The sequence below is a fragment of the Actinomyces sp. zg-332 genome, assembly GCF_011751945.2.
Taxonomy (GTDB): domain Bacteria; phylum Actinomycetota; class Actinomycetes; order Actinomycetales; family Actinomycetaceae; genus ZJ293.
The window spans coordinates 1,425,959-1,444,986 of the sequence record NZ_CP064951.1 but is presented as its reverse complement, the minus strand read 5'-3'; the positions used below and the strand labels follow the sequence as shown (position 1 = coordinate 1,444,986).

Sequence of the window (19,028 nt, the reverse complement as noted above, 5' to 3'; positions counted from 1 at the left end):
TTGTAATAAAAATTTGCTGTGAATTACGAATTACTTTGAAAAATGGGCTTTTTTGGTCGAGATTTGTTGAATAAATGTTCGTGTAACTGAGTTAATGAGCTAGTTCACTAATAAATTAAAGCCTGTAAATAGTAATAAAGAATTTGCGTGGTAAGTAATTAATGAAATAATTGTACTGATTGCTAATTACTATATAAAACGGAGGAAAAATGAGTAGAGATATTTTACATAAAGACTGGTTAGATAATCGGCTTAACACTCTATTCAATTTCGGAATTTCCTCTAAAACTTACGGTGGATTTGGGTATTTAGAAGAAAATGGCCAGATTGATCCTGAACAAAATATACAGACTTATATAACGTGCAGGATGACTCATATATACAGTATGTTTATAGTTGATCATCAGCATGAGACACAGTTTGCTAAGGAGTTAGAGGTAGCTAAAGAACTCGCTACTCATGGTGTGAAATCTTTAATTGAGAGCATTCAAGACCATGAGCATGGTGGATTTTTCGAAGCTATAAAAGTTATTAAAAATGAAGAGAACGGGCAATTTGAGATTCAGCCAACGAGCGAAGAAAACACTAAAGTTGCCTATGCCCACGCTTTTGTTTTGCTTGCTGCTTCTAGTGCAGTTTATGCCAATATTGACCGTGCTGAAGAATTATTTGAACTAATAGTTAAAGTTGAAGAAAAATATTTTTGGGACGAAGAAACCAAGAAAACAATTGAGTCATATAAGGCAGACTGGAGCGGCTGTGAAAAATACCGCGGAGTAAATGCAGCAATGCATACTGTTGAAGCATTTCTAAACGTAGACTCTATGCTTAATAAAAATTCACATTTGAGTGAGACAGATTGGCTTGAAAGAGCTAAATATTTGACAGATTTTGTATTTGAAACAGCACGAAATAATAACTATATGATTCCTGAGCATTTTGATGAAAACTGGAATGTTATTTGGGACTATAACTTCGATGATAAAGCACACCAATTCAGACCTTATGGTGCTACGGTTGGCCACGCTATGGAATGGGCTAGATTGGGTGTACAGCTAGTATTGTCATATTACAAGCGTCAAGGACATATTAGTGAAGAGAACTTGGCATTACTAAAGGACTGTGTCGGATTGTATAATGTCGCGTTGCAAAGCTGGGGTGTAGACGGTAAAGAAGGATTTGTTTATACAACAGATTTTGAAGGCAAGCCAATTGTGCGCGACCGTATGCATTGGGTTTTATGTGAAGCAATTGGTGCAACTGTAGCTTTGAAGCAAGCTAAAAACTTACTTGATACTAAAGGCATATCAGCAGAGTTTATGGATACTAGCTATGGAATAAATTATTTCACTATGCCAGAAAACGCGGATATAACTTCCATTCCAGAGGTAAAAATAGGGTACTTAGATTTCTACGACTATTGGTATTTGAAGTTTATAAGTTATGCTGATAAGTATGTGATAAATGATGATGGTTTATGGAATCATCAGCTGGATGAAAATAACAACTTTTCGAGCAGTATTTGGAGTGGTAGACCTGACATATACCATGCTTATCAGGCGTTGTGGTTTGCTAAGAATCAAAATATTTTTCTAACTAAAGACTTGTAAAGTAATTTAAGAAATTAAATTATGGAAGGTATACACGTGTTTAATTTTCATGATTGGTTCCGCTAATGCGTTATAATTATTTTTTAGAGAGTATTCAAATGTGTGAATTATGTGAATTGAAAATGGAAATGTAGCTGGTTTAGGTGTTTGGTTATTAAGGTGAATTGTAATAGTAAATTATTTCATCTACTTTGAGGAACTCTTGTAAATAGCATATTTTGACAGATTATGAGTGATGTGTCGGATAGTGTTACGTAATTTTAGGAGAAAATATAAATCCTTGAGTGAATAACTAAAGCAAAAGCAATGGTGACAAAGTAAATGAATATAAGGGTGAGTTCATTTTATTGTCCAAAATGTTAGTTTATAACTAGCTAAATAATTAAAAGTATTCTTGTGGGAGCTAGTATTAAGCACTGAATTATAGTGGTTTACTACTTGATATAAATGATTACTCGAATTTAGGTGTGAGATGGTGAGGAGATAATGACACAAAAAGATGGTATGCGTATGAAAAAGTTAAATTTGCGTGGTAAATTTGCGATATTTATGGGAAAAATGGCTGCGAAAGCTTCTAGAATGACTGGTCGTGGAAACGGAGGTATGATTGGTGGGCGTATAGCTTTGAAATTAGATCCACAAATCATGTCAAAGTTAGCTTATGGTAGGAAAGTTATTCTAGTAACAGGTACAAACGGCAAATCTACTACAACTAAAATGACATGTGCTGCTTTGCGTACTCTTGGTGAAGTTACAACTAATGATTTAGGTGACAATATGCATGACGGTGTTGTCAGTGCTATGATGAACAATCCTAAAGCTCCATACGTTGTTTTAGAAGTTGATGAAATGCATTTAGAGTCAGTAGCTAGACGCACAGACCCGACAGGTATTATTCTGCTAAATCTCACAGCTGACCAATTAGATAGAGTCGGAGAAATCGCCACTACAGAGAAAAAAGTGCGTGAAGGTGTTGAAGTTTCTAAGAATGCTTTTGTTGTTGCTAACTGTGATGACCCTATGGTTGCTAGTGCTGCTTGGGATGCAAAGGAACGTATATGGTGTGCCTGTTCTTTAGGTGATACTCAAGATTGTTTGGTTTTCCCACGTACTCGTGGAGTAGTTAAATATGATGGTTTGTTATGGGTTGGGCTTGACGAACATGGTGTAGAGACAAACTATAGTCGACCAAATGCTGATTGGTTTTATGACAGTGAATCTAAACTTTATGGTATAGGTGTTATAACTGAAGTTGATGTTAAGTTGCCAGGAATGGCTAACCGAATGAACGCCATGCAAGCTTTGGCTTGTGCTGTTCGTTTAGGGGCCGATGTTGATAAAGCTGTTAGTGCTATTGGAAAGATTGGTAATGTTGCTGGTAGGTACTCTCTTGTAGATGTTGAGGGTAAGCACGTTCATATGCTTTTGGCTAAGAATCCTGCTGGTTGGAACCAAGCTATTTCAATGCTTGACTCTCAAGCTAAGAGCATTGTTATTGGTGTGAACGATATGGTTGGCGATGGCATTGATGTTTCATGGCTATGGGATATTAATTTCAAAACCCTCAAAGATATTGTTGCTAATAACCCGTCTTGTAAAATTTACGCTTGTGGTATGAGGAGCTACGATTTGGCTGTACGCCTAGATTATGCTGGTATACCTTATGAGATATGTACTGATCCTATGGAAGCTATATTGAAATCTCCTAGTGGTCGTGTCGAATTGGTTGCTAACTACACTTCATTCCACGAAGTAAAGCATGAAATTAATGCACGTGGATATAAGTATTTGTAATTTTCGTAACAGAATAGAATATGAGGATTAGTTTTAGGGGTTATGGTGTCTGAAAAGCTACAGATTGGGTTACTATTACCTGACGTACTGGGTACTTATGGTGATACTGGTAATGCCATTGTGCTACGTGAGAGAGCTTTAGCTAGAGATATTGATGCTGAGATTGTATATTGTTCATTGAATGATGAAATTCCTAGTTCCTTAGATGTTTACGTCTTAGGTGGTGGGGAAGATACTGCTCAGAGCTTAGCTACTGACCATTTGCGTAAGTTTGCTGGTTTTCGTAATGCTTGTGATTCTGGTAAGCCGGTGCTGGCTGTGTCAGCATCTATGCAAATTTTAGGTAACTGGTATATTGACTCCTTTGGGCGTAAGGTTGAGGGGCTTGAAGTACTTGATATCGAGACAGTTTCACGTGGTAAGCGTTTTATTGGTGAAATAGTTTCTGTTCCAATCTTGCCAGGTATATCAGATTTGCTTACTGGTTTTGAAAATCATGCTGGTGTTACTAACGTTGGTAAGGACGCTTTACCATTAGGTCATGTGCTCGTTGGTAAGGGCAATGCTGGGGATTGCTATAACGTTGATACTTTGACTGACCCTGCGTTTAACTCAATGAAAGCTTGGGAAAGCTATGCTGAGGAGACTAACGCTGAAGTTGTGTTTAACCACTTCGACGGAGCTTTTTCTAACAATGTTATCGGCACATATATGCATGGACCTTGTCTTGCACGTAACCCAGAATTAGCTGACTGGTTACTTTCAAAAGCATTAGGGTATCCGCTAGAAAGTATTGAATTTGGAGCTGTTGAAGAAATGCGCCGTCACCGTTTTGGGAATACTCTCATATAAGTATTTTCATTTGGATATACCTTTCTTCTAGAAACTGTTTTAGTAATAAATATTGTGTTATTGAAGTTTAGTTATTTGTATAGAAACTAAACTTCAATATTGCTTGATACTTCATATAATCTGGGTGTTATCAGTTGCGTAGATGTTTCGTAGCCAAGTAGTTTAGAGTAATATTTGTTTGTGTCACTACGAACATCTAGCTATTTTTATTGAACTCTATTGTTTGTTTTTATTAGTTCTTTGTAACTGTTATCTACTTTTTAAGTAAAACCGTACATTAACTTTCTTACTTTTCTAAATATTAGCTACATTTTGTTATTTTATGTATGTAGATTTTTAGGTTTATAGGTTATTTTTCTGTTGATAGTGCCTGTTAACACCGTAAATTCTAATAGTGTAAGGAGTTTATTATGCGTTTTGAATTTTTATAGTTTTCAAGTTCAGTTTACTTTAAGTATCATGGAATATATTTCTTATAAAGTATCTTTCGGGTTTATTTACTGTTTTGCAGAAAGCTTATTGCGTAGTAGTAACTGTTTTGGTTTATATGTAGTTTTCTTTAAAACTTATAGCGAGGTAATGTGGAACAAAAAACTAATATAAGTATTTAAAGCACGCATAAGATTGGTAAACTGCATCCAATATGTGTTAATCGAATATATTGTCTAAATACCTATGCGTGCTTACTTTTGGTTGTCGTTTCTATTTGAACTGTTTTAGTAATTAGAGTTTTAGTGATTAGAAAAATAGTTTTTATTACTGGTATCTGGGTTATTGTTTATTGACTTTGTACTTAAAATAATTCGATGTTCGTTTTCTGAAGTGTTTGCTAAAACATACTTATTGTTTAGATTTTCTGACACATTAAAAGTGGTTTGCAAGTTAGCCTTTTTAGCCATAAATAGGACAATAAAAGTTATAGCTAATAATTCAACAACAGTAATTAGTAAGCTTATAAATGATCCACTAGCATTAGGATCATAGCTCTTATATATAAATATTACTGATAATATTGAGAATACGTTATTAGCTGTGTGTATAGCTATGCTGGCTTCAAGGCCACCAGTTTTATGTGCTAGGTATCCAGATAAAAGTCCGAAAATTAGTACATCAAAGAATGCCCATGCTTGGTACAAGTGAGCAAAGGCAAAAGCTATGCTAGGTATCAGTATCGCAAGCACAGGAGATTTAAACCATGCTCCCAATGTTTGCATTATAAATCCTCTGAATATATACTCTTCAGCTGCACATTGTATCGGTATACACACAAAAACTAGAATTATAAACAGTATCCAAAAACTTCCGCTAGCTACTTCTTTTGGTAAAGATAAGTCGAATAGTGAGTTATCTAGTGCTGTTATTCCTAGTGTTGCTACTAATATTATGCTTAACGACACTAGTAATGATTTGAATAGAAATTTCCAGCGAAGTCTCAATTCTACTGAAGAAATCATTCTTATAGGTGCCATTCTGCAGATAAATAGTGTTATAAAAACTGCTGGTAGCATTACTCCTACTGAGCTAAACATAACAAACAATACGGGTAAATTTGTGCCGTTTATTTGTCCTGTAAGCATATTTATGTATGCTATAAACGTATGTGATTTATCAAAATTGAGCCCGTAGTAACTCAAGATTAAAACTACTGCTTGTAAGATTGTGGATAATACTATTCCTACAAATACAGCTATTATAGGTTTCCAGAACCTAGTACCTTTGAAAGCTATAGGTAATAGTGAATAAGTGTACTTTTGAGTATTATTTGTAGTAGTTATGCCTAGTGCTTTTTTAGTTTTTTCGCTAAAACTCATGCTTATCTTATACCTTCCAGCAGGTTATTTATTATTTATCATACTGCTTTTACACTATATTAGTTTATTATTTTTTACAATCTACTTAGTTAGAATATGCTATTTCTTTTCTTTTTTATAAACCATACTGCTCCTGTGCTTAATACAAATATTAGTACCATTACAGCAGTCAGGCTTCCACTTGTTCCAGTGCTGGCTAGTTTTTCTTCAGTAAATGTGTATTGAGTTTCTTTAGCAATATCGCATCTATCTGTGTCATTATTTATATTTTCGTTATCTTGGCAAATAAATTTTTCTTTATCTTTTTCATTCAATGTAATACTGTTGTTTGTCGAACTATTTTCAATTTCATCGTCAATTAAAGGCTTATAGTTATCTGCTTCAACTATTGCCATGTTTTGTATTACACCATCTAGTAGATTTGGATTTGAAATTGTTGTTGATACTCTGATGTTTTTAGATTCATTTGGGGCAAGTTTGTCAATATTAGGATTATCTATCCAAGTTACATCTTTAACTTGTGGTGTTAATATTTCGTATACTTTCACGTTGTTTGCGGTAGTGCTTCCTTTGTTTGTGATTTCAATGTTCCAAATATATTTTCCGTCGTATGTTTTAATTCCTTTTTCTAGTAAAGTTTTATTTATTTTTATAATAGAGTTGTCTTTTAACTGAACTTGAGAACAATAAGTATTGTCTTTTTCACATATAAAGTTTTCAAATGTTACCTCTGTTTTATTGTCACTATCTAAGCTGATAAATGGTTTTGTTGTATGGGATTTAGTGAAGAATAGGCGTGATGAGGTAAAAACAGTATTTTCTAGTTCTTGTTCATTTATATAAGTGTTATTACTAACAGTTCCCTCAAGAGTTGCTTTTACTTTTTCTCCGGCAGGTAGCTTTTCAACTATCCATTTATTATTTTCTACTGTGCCTAGTTGCGCTGTTATAAATCTTGGATTCTCAATACTTTTTCCGCCTATATCGATTGTAGTCACATTGTAAGCATCGCTTTGACTCGTGTTTTCTAACTCGATATTGAAAATAATTTTTTGACCAGCATGAATTTTATTATCTTTTATACTGCTTGAATCTATTGTTTTAACTACTTTTACTCCACTATGTTTTATCGAAGAACACTCTTGTTTATGTTTTTCAACATCACATTTAGGATAGTCGATGGGGAATACTTCATTTACTATTCTGGAATTTACATCCATGTCTGCGGTGGCTTCGTATACTTCTACAATTGCTTTTACCGATGTATTTGCTTTTACAGAACCAACATTCCATAGATGTCCATTTTCACTTACTGCGCCTTGTTCTATATTAGTAAATTTATATTTTCCGCCATATGGTACTAGTTTGTAACTTGAATTTTTACTGGGACTTTCTATGCTCATTTTGTCTTCTAAAGTAATATTACGGCTATTTGTTTCTCCAGAATTAGATACTGTGATTTGATATTTAGCTGTGTGATTATTTGAATCTGTATTTAGTAGTTTTTTATTTACCGTTATAAAAGAATTATCTTTATGTATATCTGTTACACAAATTTCGTCTATATATTCGCTACTTACACAAGCCTTATTTTCAACTTGATTATTAGATGTGGCTTTTGTTCGCACTCTTCCTGTATAGGTGGTGTTAGGAGCAAGTGTTTGTATTTTCCAGATATTATTTTCAATTTTTCCAACAGGAATTTTAATAAATTCTATCTCACTTAGGTTTGAGACAGGTAAATCTTTTATAGCTACATTTTTGGCAGAAGTTTGGCTTGAGTTTGATACTGTAATGTCGAAATATACATAGTCGTTTTCATGTACCCCCATTTTTTCATCGTGGGTTTTTGATAAATATATTTGGGGGACATTATGAATTAGAGTATGCTTGCTACAATTTTGGCTATTTTCCTCACATTTACTCAAAGGTTTACAGCTGTCTCCAAAACAAGTATTTGCAACGTTTTCAGTTATTTTCTGTGAATTTGGTAATATTTTTCCTTTTAGCTTTATAGTTTTGCTTACTCCTGATTCTAAAACACCTAAGTTAAAAGTTTTTACACTGAGATCTTCTAGACCAATTATCGGAGTATCAAAAACTTTTACTTCATCGTCGGTTTTCCCATCTCCCGTGTTTGTCACAGTAATTTCATATTCTACGTTTTCACCAATGTCTACATTATTGCTCTTGTCTTTGTTAGTTAAAGTTTTTGATATCTTTAAATTTGGAAGCTTTTGTTCAGTAATGGCCATAGAACAAGTTTTGTCTTCAGCATTACATTCATCTTTATCGTCATCATTTTTAGCTATATAAGACAAATTGGCTGTTTTATACTTATCTGAGCGTTTAGTAACCCCTTTGACTAATATCGTTTTTGTTTCTTGTGGTTCAATATCTTGTAATGCAATTTCACTTTTATTGTTACTAATTTGATAGCTATGCTGATTTATTACGTAACTTTTTAGCTCTAGTCCATCTAAACCTTTTTCTACGACTTTTACATTTCTAGCAATACCGCTTTCTGCTTTGTTTGTAACTTGAATTTGGTAGTTTACTTCTTGATTTATATCTACTTTTCCTGTTTCGCTCATATTGGAGTCTTTTAATATTGTTTTCTTTATGACTAACTTAGGATTGTCGTGTCTACATTCAGCAGAAGTAGTATCTAACCAATTAGGTTTTTCAGAGCGAGATAGGGTAGCTAATATTTCTTCTGTTTGTGGCATTGTAATAGCTCTAGGGCCACCAGAAATAAAAATATTACCTGGTGCTAGTTTTTTCACAGTATTTTTTAAATCAGCAGTTAGCGGTTGTGAGCTTTCATTAACAGACTTTACTAATACTATTGCTTGTCTGTCACTTGGTTTGTTAACTGCTAATGAAAGAGCTGCTAGAAAATCACTTTCCCAAGCTAACGATTCACGATTTTCGTTATTATAAGGTTGTTTTGTGACAAATAACGTATCTAGTGCATTGTAGGTATCACTACTTGCAGTGGGGTATATATCGTTTAGAATTATTGAGCTTGCATCACTTGGATTTACATTACTGAGAGTGTTATTTCTATATGGAGCTGGTATTTGTATTTTTTCGTTTTCAGTTTTTAATATTTTTGCAATCTCTTCTTTTACTTCATAAGCATTTTGTGATGGAAATATAATCTTTTTTATATAAACACGATTATTATTAACATATTCGGTTAGTTTATTTATATGTATATAAGGAGCTTTGTACCTTAAAGCATAGTTTACTGCTAATAGATTTATCCCTTTATCTGGCGCAGTTATTGAAATGTGCTCAAAATTGTTTGTTCCTTGAGGGATATTTACAACTATTGTTCCGTCATCAGATGGTTTCGGGTAGGCGTCAGCTGGAATGACTTTTTCTAAAGTTGAGTTAGGCAGTACATCTGCTAAGTTTTTTGCTAAAATTTCCTCACTTTCATTTGAAGTTTTAGGGTTTATAACACGTATATTTTGAGCTGGAGTCCAAGCTACATCTGGATATGTTGAAGGGTATTTTGAAGCACCATAAACATATCTGGGGTCTTTAATGTGGCCTTCATAAGAAATTGTTTCCAAAGGAAAACCAAATTTGTTATGTATAGTTCCGTCGCTATAAATACCTACAGATTTTTCTATTTTATTTCTTATATGTTGTAGAGCTAAATTCATCAAAACTGAAGTTGCATGGTGGAAAGCTTGAGGATCAGTATCATCAAGGTTGTAATGTATTAAATCCTTAATTGGTTTGCCAATTCCTAACTCATTATTTCTTTGAATATTATTAATAAACGCTCGCATAGTTTCGCTATAATCATGCCCTTGTATACGAGTTTTTATTAAAGTTTCGTTGTGTAGACAACTTTGTGGACGAATCCAATTATCTTCATATTCTTCTCCTTCTAGCATTGTATTTGGAGGGGAAGCATGTGTCGAAGTTGATAAACCCATTATGAAAATTACACTTAGTATTATTAGATTTATTATGCAAATATTTATTATATGAGAATTTTTTGTATGCACTTTTGTCCTTTCAAAATATTTATAGGTTTTGAATTTTATTGGACTTACTGTGAATAATTTGGAGTTATATTTTCTATTTTTTATAATCGTCTTATAAGTAAAATATCAGTATTTTAAATATTAAAAATTGAATTTTTTAAAATTGTGGATAAGTTTTTATTTAGTGATTTATGTTGAGAAATAGGCGTTTTCTTATTTGAAGAATAAATATATTAAAATATTTTTCAAATAAAGGTGTGCATTTTGGAAAAAATGTGGTTATAATATTTGATGTTGTTGTGCGTTTGCGCAATATGGAGAGTTGTCAGAGCGGCCGAATGAGACGGTCTTGAAAACCGTTGTACGGTAACCCCGTACCGTGGGTTCAAATCCCACACTCTCCGCTCTCATTATATGAGTTGTAGCTTTTATTTTTAAAGGCTCTTGGAGGCGTCGCATAGTGGCCTAGTGCGCGGCCCTGCTAAGGCCGTGAGGGATCCTGTCCCTCCGTGGGTTCAAATCCCACCGCCTCCGCGTTCAAATGAAAATTTGAATTTTGGAAAACTTATTGTCATATTTATTTTATGATGATACAATGTTTTACTGTTACTCAGTAATATTGCGTCCGTAGCTCAATGGATAGAGCATCTGACTACGGATCAGAAGGTTGGGGGTTCGAGTCCCTTCGGGCGCACAAATCAAAAGGACTACTTACAGTAGTTCTTTTTTGTTTTAACTACTTCTACAACTTGTTCCTAAATAAAAGAAACCTAAATTTTAACTACACAAATTAGCTACTTTTCTAAGTAAAACTTTTAAAAATGTGCCATATAAAAATAAAATCTTACTTAGAGTAACTGAAAAAGCAAACCTATTTCCTAACTTTTTTGGTAGGAATAAAAATATCAGCATGACTAAAGTATTCTAGAATTTATGTATTTTATATTAAAATGTTAACATTACTAGAGTGAAATTCTGTTCTTATATACGTTATTTGTGAATCTTACTTATAATTATTAATATAGTAGCTATAAGTCTGCTAACAGAAATTTTACCTTTTAAATGGCTGAATGTGAGAGACAAAATGAAAGTAATGATTGTTGAAGATGAAGAAAACATCGCTCTTTCTGTTCAGTCTGGGCTTCAAAGGTATGGTTACGAAACTTTCGTAGTAAAAGATTTTGATACGATAATTGAATCTTATGAAATTGAAAAGCCAAACCTTATATTGCTTGACTTGTTTTTACCTATTCACAATGGATATCACTGGTGTCAAGAGATACGCAAAATATCAAATGTTCCAATAATTTTTCTCTCCTCTCGCTCAGAAAATATGGATATAGTTATGGGTATGCAATTTGGTGCTGACGACTATATTACGAAACCTTTTGATATGTCTGTTCTGCTGGCTAAAGTACAAGCTGTTTTGCGTAGAACCTATGATTTTTCCAATGAGTTGGCGAATTTGACCTTTGAAACTTTAAACTTTGATATAAAGAATATGGTTTTGGCTTATGCTGATAAAAAAGTTGATTTAACTAAAACTGAGGCACAAATTATGCTCGGTTTATTCAAAGAAAAAGGAGCATTTGTATCTAGAGAAAAACTCATAGAGCTGTGCTGGAAGAGTGATGATTTTATTTCAGATAGCACTTTAGCTGTGAATATCAACAGGATACGTAAAAAAATAGAGAATTTAGGTACTTGCGTATATATAGAGACTAAAAAAGGGTATGGATACGCTCTGCATAAGTTATCAGATAATCACTGCGAAAATGCTGGTAAATAGGGAAAATGATGGGGAATTTTTTTCATAAAGCTAAACAAGTTTTAAAAGATAGTCTTTCTGTATTAGTGACGCTTTTAGTGATAAATTCTCTTATTTACTTTATGCATATTTTGGCTGATTATAACTATGAGTTTGCAATATTAATATTTCAGATAAGTCTTTTGTATTACTTGGTGTATTTGCTTATGTTATGGGGGAAAATACATCGAAAAACTAAAGATACGTATGAAAATAAACGTTTGTTACAAGAGTTGAACGATTTAAAAAATAAAACTGAAAAAGAGCGTTACGAACTGAACGATTACTTTTTGACTTGGGTTCATCAAATTAAAACTCCGATAACCGTTTTAAAACTCATGTTTGATAACGATTCTAAAGATGTTTTACAGATGAAGAACGAGCTTGTACATATCGAAAATTATACGAATAACGCTCTAAACTTTGTGAAATTGATTGATAGCGAAAGAAACATGAATTTCACTAAAGTAAACATCAACGACGTGATATTCCCAATAATTAGATCTTACTCAACTTTGTTTATAAACAATAATATTAAACTTACGTATAATTTACCAGAATACCAAGTTATCAGTGATTTTACTTGGCTTAGCGTTTTGCTTGAACAACTTATATCTAATGCTACTAAATATGCAAAAGATAAAGATGTTAGGATTTCTTTTTACCCAAGTGATAGTATTGATTCTGAATTTACTTCTAAAATCAACCAATCTAAAAAGGGTATTGTTATAGATAACTCAATGGGGATTGAAGAATTAAATAGCTTGTTATTAGGTGGTAATTACAGCAAAAGTGTTCTTGTGATTGAAGATACAGGCATAGGTATAAAAAGCGAAGATCTTCCTAAAGTATTTGACAAAGGTTATAGCGCCTTCAATGGGCGTTTGAGTCAGAAATCTACTGGGGTAGGACTATTTATTGTCAAAAAGGTTGCTTATAAACTGGGAATAGATATTGCTGTTCAATCAGAATACGGACAGGGTACTACGATATTCTTATATATTCCTTCGAACGAAAACTATACCGCTAAATAATATCTTTTGTTGTTCACATAAACAGTTTAGAATACGTAGATTACATTTTTGTTAACTTGAGGCTTAGAATTGTAATTTTGAATAAAAGCTAGTCGTTTTTTAAATAAATAAAATTGATACATAAAGTTAGGAGAGGAAAATGTCTATATTACAAGTTCAAGGTTTGAAAAAAATTTATGGCGCCAAAGGTGGTGCTAAAACTGAAGCTCTTAGCAATGTATCTTTTGAAGTTAACAAAGGTGAATTTGTTGCAATAATGGGTGAAAGCGGTTCTGGTAAAACTACTCTTTTGAATATTATTGCTACACTAGATAAACCAACTGAAGGTAATATTTTTATTAACGGTAAAAATATTGATTCTATTAAATCTAGTGAAGTTTCATCTTTTAGACGTAATGAATTAGGGTTCGTTTTTCAAGATTTCAATTTGCTTGACACATTCAACAACAAAGACAATATATTCTTACCTCTAGTTCTATCTGGGCTTTCACCTGAGGAAATGGAAAAGAGACTTAGCGTTATAGCTCCAAAGCTTGGTATTGCTGATTTGCTTGATAAGTATCCTTACGAAATTTCAGGTGGTCAAAAGCAAAGAGTTGCTATTGCTCGTGCTGTTATTACAAACCCAGCACTTGTTTTGGCTGATGAACCTACAGGTGCTTTAGATTCTAGTTCTTCTGATATGATTTTACGTATTTTTGAGGATCTTCAACAAAGTGGTATGACTGTAATTATGGTTACTCACTCTTTGAAAGCTGCGTCTCACGCTAGTAGAGTAGTTTTCATTAAAGACGGTATTGCATACCATGAAATTTATCGTGGAGATATGTCATCTCAAGCATTTATGGAAAAAATCAATGACAGTGTTATCGCCTTAAGTAGGAAAGGTAACTAAAATGAATTTATTGATTTTCTCGAAATTTGCTAGAAAAAATCTGAGAACAAATAGGGTATTAGTAGCTCCTTTTGTATTGTCATCCAGTTTTATGTTCATGCTGTTTTACGTAGTTAATTCGCTAGTAACTAACGAATATGTTATAAGTCGCCACAGTGCACTGGTGAAAATAATTTATTTTGGAGAAATACTTTTAGTTATTTTTGCTGTTATATTCGTTTTGTATTGTAATAATATTCTAGATAGGCAACGTTCAAAGGAATTTGCTTTATACTCCATATTAGGCTTGGAGAAAAAGCATATTGCTTTAATCGTATTTATCGAAAAAGTAATCATGTTCCTAGTCACTGTGGTATTGAGTGTTTTTGGTGGATATGTATTTGGAAAATTGACTTTTCTTGCTCTATCTAAACTACTTGGTGATAGGATAACGTCCTTATCTACAAATTATCCTTTTGAGATTAGCCATGCGTTTTACACAAGTGCTCTAATTGCTTGTATTTATATAGTTTTATATATTATAAATATTACTAGAATTACAACTATTACCCCTATTGCATTGCTTAGCTATGGTAAGAAAAATGAAAAAGAGCCTAAAACTAAAATAATCATTTTGCTTTTAGGTATTGCAACTCTGGGAGCAGGATACGGCATTGCTTTAACTGTTAATGGCGCGCTCAAATCATTACTATACTTTTTCATAGCAACAATACTAGTTATTATTGGCACATACTTCTTGTTTATGGCTTTTAGTATATTTATTTTGAAACTTCTTAGAAAAAACAAGAAATTTTACTATAAAGATAAACATTTCTTATCTATTTCAGGAATGCTTTATCGTATGAAGAGCAATGCTGTCGGATTAGCAACTATTTGTATTTTCTCAACTAGCATTATTTTGTCTCTCGGTACTACTGCCAGCATCTATAACGGAATTGAAAGTATGTTTAACAGTACATATCCTAAAGAATATAACTTAGATGTACAATTGAAAGACGGGATTTCTTCAGCTGAAGTAAAGAAGACTCAAAAAGAATATATTGAACGTATTCAAAAAGTAATGCCTTCAGCAAATGCAAGAGAACTTCATTCTTTCGTGAGTGCTATGTCAGCTATAAATATTAAAGGAAATGTACTTAATAAGCCGAAAGAAAGCGATATTAATTCATTTGAAATTCCTACTATTGTTATCTTTTCGGATCTTGAAAGCTACAACAATTACAATAAAACTGATTTAAAGCTTAAGGATGGACAAATTGGAATTCATGATCCTTATTCTAATTTGAAAAAGAGTGATAAAGTTCAGCTATTAGGTAAAAATTATGAAAAAGTTTATCTTGAAAAAGGAACTAGCAGCCCTATACCCAAATCCATGCTTGTAGTTGTACCTACACTTGAACATTTGCAAAAGATTAATACTGTAATCAATAATGATGAAACAGGTGGATTTGCTGGTAGGTTGTCTATTAAATATTCTTGGGATAATAATGGAAATAGTAAGGTCGATGCTAAGAAAATTGAAGATGAATTTAATAGCGATGACCAAGCTAATTTCCTTATGAAAAGTAAAGAAATTCCACACATATATGAGTTGAATGGTGGATTTTTACTAATTGGTTTGATTATTTCGATAATCTTTATAACTGGGAATATATTAATTACTTACTATAAGAGGATTTCTGAGGCTTATGATGATAGGGAAAGATATCAGATTATGAAAAAATTAGGCTTAGAAGATAAGCTTATTAAAAAGACTTCAAGGAAACAGATTCTCTGGATATTCTTTATGCCTTTGGTTGTTGCTTGTATCCATTGTTTGGTTGCTTCGAGAATATTGAGTCAGCTACTCGTGCTATTTGGCGTTAATAACTATGGAGTATTTATTTACTACATGGGAATAGTACTTGTTGCTTTCGTGATATTGTACTTAATAGTTTTCACTGTTACCTCGAAATTAGTTTATAGAGTAGTTAAGTAGAATTCATATAGATATCAAGAAATTTTATAAAAAGAATTAAAATATAGTTTTAGGGAATGCATTTTATACATTCCCTAAAACCATATATGTTATCAAAACTAATATTAGATATTTGTTAGTTAAAAATATTCATATAAATCTCTTGTGGGGATTTAGTTTAGAATATTCACCACTGCCATAATGGTAAATATTTCATAATATTTTCTACTTATGTTAGTTTAATTATTTTATTTTTCCAATTATTTTTGCCTTATTTTGCAGATAAAAATTTTATAACCTTATTGTGTGGAATGTATTAAAGTGTTGATATTTCAAAGTTTTACTACTTTGAAAGTCATTAATAAAATTAAGTAAAATTTTTCCAGAAACCCTTTACTTTTATTTTACTGTTTGCTAAAGTTGTAACCGTTCGAAAAGTGTTTTGACAGTAGGAGGCCCTATTGATTAGTCTGAAGAATGTGTCAAAACGCTATTCGCGTAAGCTCGGTGATGACGTTGTAGCCCTCAATGACATCAACCTTAACATTGAAAAGGGTAAAATTCATGGAATTGTAGGACAGTCAGGTGCTGGTAAATCAACACTAATTAGATGCCTTACTGCTTTAGAAAAACCTACATCAGGACATATTTACGTTGATAATTTAGACTTATCGGTTTTGTCTTCTGCCGAACTTAGAAAAGCAAGACGAAAAATTGGAATGGTTTTCCAACACGGCGAATTATTAGATTCAAAAACAACAGCTGAAAATATTGCATATCCGTTAAAACTCGCAGGTGTATCAAAAGAAGAAAGAAATAAGCGAGTTGAAGAATTACTAGAATTAGTTGGTTTAGCCGATAGGGGCTCTTCATATCCATCGCAATTATCAGGCGGGCAAAAACAACGTGTGGGTATTGCTCGTGCTTTGGCTGATGAACCACAAGTTTTACTTTGCGATGAACCTACAAGTGCTTTGGATACTGATTCCACAAAGCAAATTTTGAACTTAATTTATGATGTACGTGAGCGTTTGGGCGTTACAGTAGTAATTATTACTCACGAAATGAGTGTTGTACGTGAAATTTGTGACTCTGTTAGCTTGCTAGAAAAAGGAAGCGTTATTGAGAGTGGCGACATTGAACAAATTTTATCAAATGAAAATTCGCGCTTAGCACATGAGTTAGTTCCAGCACCAGTTATTGAAAGTGCTGATGTATTATCAGAGCAACGTGACTTATTACTAGATATATACTTTACTTCGCATCCAGGTAAACCAACTGGCGCCAAGATTCTTTCCCTAATATCTTCTTTTGAAGGCGACGTAGCCGGTGGGGTTTTTGAATCTGTTGGATCAGTACAGGTTGGACGTTTATGTATTGCTTTGCCAAGTGCAAGGTTTGGCGAAGCTAAAAATGTTTTAGAATCAGAACACGTATATGTGGAGGTGAGATAATGTTGACTTACGCTACATCTCTACTTACAAATTCCACAGACGGAACTTGGTTCTCAAATCCAGTTATTAAGAACGAACTTTTGAATGCAACATTAGAGACATTGCAAATGTCATTTATATCAGCATTCTTTACTGTGTTGATTGGAATTCCTTTAGGTTTAGCTGTTGTGGCTACTTCCAAAAAAGGACTAGTTCCTAACGCTTTCATAAATAATGTTCTTTCAATAATTATTAACGTAGGACGTTCAATACCGTTCATCATTTTGATGATTGCTATTATTCCTTTCACAAAACTAATTGTAGGTACTTCTGTAGGTTGGCAAGCAGCTGTATTGCCTTTGACAGTAGGGGCAATTCCATTCTTTGCTAGACTAGTTGAAAGTGCTGTAATTGGTGTAGATCAAGGAAAAGTTGAAGCAACACAAATGATGGGTGCTTCAAGGCGTCAAATTTTAGGAGTATTAGTACTAGAAGCTTTGCCAGCAATTGTTCAATCAATCACAGTACTAGTTATTACTCTAATATCTTACTCAGCAATGGCTGGCGCCATCGGTGGTGGCGGTTTGGGTAGCCTAGCTATCAACTACGGTTACCAACGTTTCATGACCGATGTTATGGTCATTACAGTTGTAATAATAGTTTTGATTGTACAAATAGTGCAAATGGTCGGCGATATGATAAGCCGACTAGTAGATCACCGCTAAGCTCTACTAGTCGGATAAAAAAGTCGCTTAGCAAAAATTCTTTTCGAAAAATACGACATCAGTTTGCTGTGCGCACAAGTGCGTCGACCGCTACTAAACGCACAATAAATTTTTGAAGTATAGATAACAATAAGTACACAAATATATAAAAATACAATAAATACAAAAATATCCATGTATTGGAGGAAAACAATATGAACAAAAATTTCAAAAAAGCACTAGGTTTGTTCGCCGTAGCAGCTCTTGCTCTATCAGGTTGTTCATCAAACACAGCAGCAAAATCAGATGCTAAAGAAGACACCCTACTAATCGGTGCTTCACCAGTTCCACACGCTAAGATTCTAGAATATGTTGCTAAAGAATTAGCTCCAAAAGCTGGTTTCAAGCTAGAAATCAAGCAGTACACAGATTACGTACAGCCAAATACAGCTTTGGCTGAAGGTGACCTAGATGGTAACTACTATCAGCACGTTCCTTACCTAGAAAAGAGCGAAAAAGATGGTGGATATGACCTAAGCCATGGTAAAGGTATTCATATTGAACCACTAGCTCTATACTCAAAGAGCGTAAAGAAAGTTGCTGACCTTAAAGAAGGTGCAAAAGTTGGTATCACAAATGACCCATCAAACCAGCACCGCGCAATTCTATTGCTTGAATCACAAGGTTTGCTAAAGCTAGATCCAAATGTTGACGAATACACAATTCATACAGGTATTGTTGAAAACCCTAAGAAAATTGAATTTGTTGAAGCAGATCCAGCAGCTTTGCCACGTACTCTAGATTCAGTAGATTTAGCAGTCGTAAACTGCAACTTTGCACTAGAAGCAGGCTTATCACCAGCTAAAGATGCAGTCGCAGTTGAAGAAGCTAAGAACAATCCATACGCAAATATTCTAGCTCGTCGTGCAGATTTGAGCGGTGAAAAATTGAAGCTATGGGAAAAACTAGAAGAACTACTACACTCAGATCAGGTACGTGAATACATCAAGAAGACTTGGAGTGATGGTTCAGTGATACCAGCATTCTAATCTAGATACTTGTGTATCATATATGAAATAAATAATAGATAAAAATTGAGATTATGTTCATCTCTGAAAATAATG

At 33.4% G+C, this 19,028-nt stretch carries 12 protein-coding genes and 3 tRNA genes; 13 read left to right on the top strand and 2 right to left on the bottom strand.

All coding sequences use genetic code 11. The annotated features are described in order from the left end of the window. The first annotated feature begins 209 nt into the window (after positions 1 to 209). The 3 genes from HCQ94_RS05785 to HCQ94_RS05775 all read left to right on the top strand — a co-directional run bounded on the left by HCQ94_RS05785 (position 210) and on the right by HCQ94_RS05775 (position 4,256). On the top strand, positions 210 to 1,610 hold the full coding sequence (locus HCQ94_RS05785; protein WP_166982583.1) for an AGE family epimerase/isomerase: 1,401 nt from the start codon (positions 210 to 212) through the stop codon (positions 1,608 to 1,610). Between the two features lie 486 nt (positions 1,611 to 2,096). Next, entirely contained in the window at positions 2,097 to 3,404 is a 1,308-nt protein-coding gene (locus HCQ94_RS05780) for a MurT ligase domain-containing protein (protein ID WP_166978354.1), read from the top strand. A gap of 42 nt (positions 3,405 to 3,446) precedes the next feature. Next, a complete protein-coding gene (locus HCQ94_RS05775) occupies positions 3,447 to 4,256 on the top strand; it encodes a type 1 glutamine amidotransferase (RefSeq protein ID WP_166982581.1) in 810 nt (269 codons plus the stop codon). 731 nt (positions 4,257 to 4,987) lie between these two features. Here the strand turns inward: HCQ94_RS05775 and HCQ94_RS05770 are convergent. Then, a complete protein-coding gene (locus tag HCQ94_RS05770) occupies positions 4,988 to 6,067 on the bottom strand; it encodes a CPBP family intramembrane glutamic endopeptidase (protein ID WP_166982579.1) in 1,080 nt (359 codons plus the stop codon). An 89-nt stretch (positions 6,068 to 6,156) separates the two neighbouring features. Beyond that, complete coding sequence (locus HCQ94_RS05765; RefSeq protein WP_166982577.1) at positions 6,157 to 10,023, bottom strand: DUF11 domain-containing protein; 3,867 nt, start codon at positions 10,021 to 10,023, stop codon at positions 6,157 to 6,159. A gap of 367 nt (positions 10,024 to 10,390) precedes the next feature. On the opposite strand from HCQ94_RS05765, the gene HCQ94_RS05760 reads away from it, so the two are divergent. From HCQ94_RS05760 to HCQ94_RS05715, 10 genes are all read left to right on the top strand, one after another. Further along, a tRNA-Ser gene (locus tag HCQ94_RS05760) sits at positions 10,391 to 10,478 on the top strand. Positions 10,479 to 10,520: 42 nt separating this feature from the next. After that, positions 10,521 to 10,608: transfer RNA gene (locus HCQ94_RS05755), tRNA-Ser, on the top strand. A gap of 87 nt (positions 10,609 to 10,695) precedes the next feature. Continuing rightward, positions 10,696 to 10,768: transfer RNA gene (locus HCQ94_RS05750), tRNA-Arg, on the top strand. A 390-nt stretch (positions 10,769 to 11,158) separates the two neighbouring features. Beyond that, positions 11,159 to 11,863 (top strand): response regulator transcription factor, encoded by a 705-nt coding sequence (locus tag HCQ94_RS05745; protein ID WP_166978361.1) that lies wholly within the window; start codon positions 11,159 to 11,161, stop codon positions 11,861 to 11,863. A 185-nt stretch (positions 11,864 to 12,048) separates the two neighbouring features. Beyond that, positions 12,049 to 12,915 (top strand): sensor histidine kinase, encoded by an 867-nt coding sequence (locus tag HCQ94_RS05740; protein WP_166982575.1) that lies wholly within the window; start codon positions 12,049 to 12,051, stop codon positions 12,913 to 12,915. A 139-nt stretch (positions 12,916 to 13,054) separates the two neighbouring features. Then, on the top strand, positions 13,055 to 13,810 hold the full coding sequence (locus tag HCQ94_RS05735; RefSeq protein ID WP_166978364.1) for an ABC transporter ATP-binding protein: 756 nt from the start codon (positions 13,055 to 13,057) through the stop codon (positions 13,808 to 13,810). Between the two features lies 1 nt (position 13,811). Beyond that, positions 13,812 to 15,788, top strand: a complete 1,977-nt coding sequence (locus HCQ94_RS05730) for an FtsX-like permease family protein (RefSeq protein WP_166982573.1) — start codon at positions 13,812 to 13,814, stop codon at positions 15,786 to 15,788. Between the two features lie 440 nt (positions 15,789 to 16,228). Continuing rightward, the gene (locus HCQ94_RS05725; protein ID WP_166978367.1) at positions 16,229 to 17,221 is read left to right on the top strand and encodes a methionine ABC transporter ATP-binding protein; all 993 of its coding nucleotides are present in this window, start codon (positions 16,229 to 16,231) and stop codon (positions 17,219 to 17,221) included. Further along, positions 17,221 to 17,925 (top strand): methionine ABC transporter permease, encoded by a 705-nt coding sequence (locus HCQ94_RS05720; protein ID WP_166978369.1) that lies wholly within the window; start codon positions 17,221 to 17,223, stop codon positions 17,923 to 17,925. The genes HCQ94_RS05725 and HCQ94_RS05720 overlap by 1 nt, the downstream gene beginning before the upstream one ends. A gap of 194 nt (positions 17,926 to 18,119) precedes the next feature. Further along, on the top strand, positions 18,120 to 18,953 hold the full coding sequence (locus HCQ94_RS05715) for a MetQ/NlpA family ABC transporter substrate-binding protein (protein WP_166982571.1): 834 nt from the start codon (positions 18,120 to 18,122) through the stop codon (positions 18,951 to 18,953). Positions 18,954 to 19,028: the final 75 nt, after the last annotated feature.